The organism is Vagococcus fessus (genome assembly GCF_003987565.1).
GTDB lineage: Bacteria > Bacillota > Bacilli > Lactobacillales > Vagococcaceae > Vagococcus_D > Vagococcus_D fessus.
Window position 1 is genome coordinate 1 of record NZ_NGJY01000007.1, and the last position, 3,319, is coordinate 3,319.

2 rRNA genes are annotated in these 3,319 nt (G+C 49.1%); both read right to left on the minus strand.

Annotation, left to right across the window (positions count from 1 at the left end):
- Positions 1-7: 7 nt before the first annotated feature.
- A 5S ribosomal RNA gene (gene rrf, locus CBF31_RS10955) occupies positions 8-123 on the minus strand.
- Between the two features lie 90 nt (positions 124-213).
- A 23S ribosomal RNA gene (locus CBF31_RS10960) occupies positions 214-3,128 on the minus strand.
- Between the last annotated feature and the right edge of the window lie 191 nt (positions 3,129-3,319).

Sequence of the window (3,319 nt, forward strand, 5' to 3'; positions counted from 1 at the left end):
TATCTAAGCGTGGCAACGTCCTACTCTCACAGGGGGAAACCCCCAACTACCATCGGCGCTAAGAAGCTTAACTTCTGTGTTCGGCATGGGAACAGGTGTATCCTTCTTGCCATCGCCACCACACTTTTAGATATTATTTAGTTGAGTAATTGCTCACTCAAAACTGGATGTTAAAGTCTAATCAAAACATTCCTTGATCCTACGTTTAAATTCTTGGTTAAGTCCTCGACCGATTAGTACTAGTCCGCTCCATACATCACTGTACTTCCACTTCTAGCCTATCTACCTGATCGTCTCTCAGGGGTCTTACTTTCCGAAGAAATGGGAAATCTCATCTTGAGGGGGGCTTCACGCTTAGATGCTTTCAGCGTTTATCCCGTCCACACGTAGCTACCCAGCAATGCCCTTGGCAGAACAACTGGTACACCAGCGGTGTGTCCATCCCGGTCCTCTCGTACTAAGGACAGCTCCTCTCAAATTTCCTACGCCCGCGACGGATAGGGACCGAACTGTCTCACGACGTTCTGAACCCAGCTCGCGTGCCGCTTTAATGGGCGAACAGCCCAACCCTTGGGACCGACTACAGCCCCAGGATGCGACGAGCCGACATCGAGGTGCCAAACCTCCCCGTCGATGTGGACTCTTGGGGGAGATAAGCCTGTTATCCCCAGGGTAGCTTTTATCCGTTGAGCGATGGCCCTTCCATGCGGAACCACCGGATCACTAAGTCCGTCTTTCGACCCTGCTCGACTTGTAGGTCTCGCAGTCAAGCTCCCTTATGCCTTTGCACTCTACGAATGATTTCCAACCATTCTGAGGGAACCTTTGAGCGCCTCCGTTACCTTTTAGGAGGCGACCGCCCCAGTCAAACTGCCCATCTGACACTGTCTCCCACCACGCTAAGTGGTGCGGGTTAGAATGGTCATAACACAAGGGTAGTATCCCACCAACGCCTCCTTCGATACTAGCGTACCGAGCTCTACGGCTCCTACCTATCCTGTACATGTGTCACAAACATTCAATATCAAACTACAGTAAAGCTCCATGGGGTCTTTCCGTCCTGTCGCGGGTAACCTGCATCTTCACAGGTACTAAAATTTCACCGAGTCTCTCGTTGAGACAGTGCCCAAATCGTTACGCCTTTCGTGCGGGTCGGAACTTACCCGACAAGGAATTTCGCTACCTTAGGACCGTTATAGTTACGGCCGCCGTTTACTGGGGCTTCAATTCTGAGCTTCGCATACGCTAACCCATCCTCTTAACCTTCCAGCACCGGGCAGGCGTCAGCCCCTATACGTCATCTTTCGATTTTGCAGAGACCTGTGTTTTTGATAAACAGTCGCTTGGGCCTATTCACTGCGGCTGATCTTACGATCAGCACCCCTTCTCCCGAAGTTACGGGGTCATTTTGCCGAGTTCCTTAACGAGAGTTCGCTCGCTCACCTTAGGCTACTCGCCTCGACTACCTGTGTCGGTTTGCGGTACGGGCAGTAATCATCTAACTAGAAGCTTTTCTTGGCAGTGTGACATCAGAAACTTCGGTACTTTAATTTCCCTCCCCATCACAACTTGTCCTTATAAGAGTAAGCATTTTACTCACCCTAAGACTCATTGCTTGGCCGTGCACTTCCAATCGCACGGATTTCTTAGCCTACTGCGTCCCTCCATTGTTCAAACAATAATTACTGGTACAGGAATATCAACCTGTTGTCCATCGCCTACGCCTATCGGCCTCGGCTTAGGTCCCGACTAACCCTGGGAGGACGAGCCTTCCCCAGGAAACCTTAGTCATACGGTGGACAGGATTCTCACCTGTCTTTCGCTACTCATACCGGCATTCTCACTTCTAAGCGCTCCAGTAGTCCTCACGATCTACCTTCAACGCCCTTAGAACGCTCTCCTACCAATGCACCATAAGGTGCACTCCACAGCTTCGGTAATATGTTTAGCCCCGGTACATTTTCGGCGCAGGGTCACTCGACTAGTGAGCTATTACGCACTCTTTAAATGGTGGCTGCTTCTAAGCCAACATCCTAGTTGTCTGTGCAACCCCACATCCTTTTCCACTTAACATATATTTTGGGACCTTAGCTGGTGGTCTGGGCTGTTTCCCTTTCGACTACGGATCTTATCACTCGCAGTCTGACTCCCGGATATGAATATATGGCATTCGGAGTTTATCTGAATTCGGTAACCCGAGATGGGCCCCTAGTCCAAACAGTGGCTCTACCTCCACAATTCTTAATCCGAGGCTAGCCCTAAAGCTATTTCGGAGAGAACCAGCTATCTCCAAGTTCGATTGGAATTTCTCCGCTACCCACAGCTCATCCCCGCACTTTTCAACGTACGTGGGTTCGGTCCTCCAGTGCGTTTTACCGCACCTTCAACCTGGCCATGGGTAGATCACATGGTTTCGGGTCTACGACAACATACTCAAGCGCCCTATTCAGACTCGCTTTCGCTACGGCTCCGACTCTTCATCTTAACCTCGCATGCTATCGTAACTCGCCGGTTCATTCTACAAAAGGCACGCCATCACCCATTAACGGGCTTTGACTTGTTGTAGGCACACGGTTTCAGGATCTATTTCACTCCCCTCCCGGGGTGCTTTTCACCTTTCCCTCACGGTACTGGTTCACTATCGGTCACTAGAGAGTATTTAGCCTTGGGAGATGGTCCTCCCGGATTCCGACGGAATTTCTCGTGTTCCGCCGTACTCAGGATACTCATAGGTGTGCAGTCCATTTCGCCTACGGGGCTTTTACCCACTACGGCTGACCTTTCCAGGTCGATTCGACTATCAACTACAACTACCATGTCTGAGTCCTACAACCCCAAGAAGCAAGCTTCTTGGTTTGGGCTCTTACCGTTTCGCTCGCCGCTACTAAGGTAATCGAATTTTCTTTCTCTTCCTGCAGGTACTTAGATGTTTCAGTTCTCTGCGTCTCACCTCATATACCTATGTATTCAGTATATGATGACAGCCTATAAAAGCTGCCGGGTTTCCCCATTCGGAAATCTCTGGATCAAAGCTTACTTACAGCTCCCCAAAGCATATCGGAGTTAGTCCCGTCCTTCATCGTCTTCTAGTGCCAAGGCATCCACCGTGCGCCCTTATTAACTTAACCTAATTTACTAACAATAATGTTAGATTTTTAGCTTCCACATGTAGCGATACATGCTCCACTAATCCTTTAAACAGCGTTTTGAACTTGTTTAAAAACTCTTATGAATAGTACTAGTGTACTTATCATCAACGCGGTGTTCTCGGTTTGTTTTGATTATATTTTCTTTAACTATCCAGTTTTCAATGAGCAAA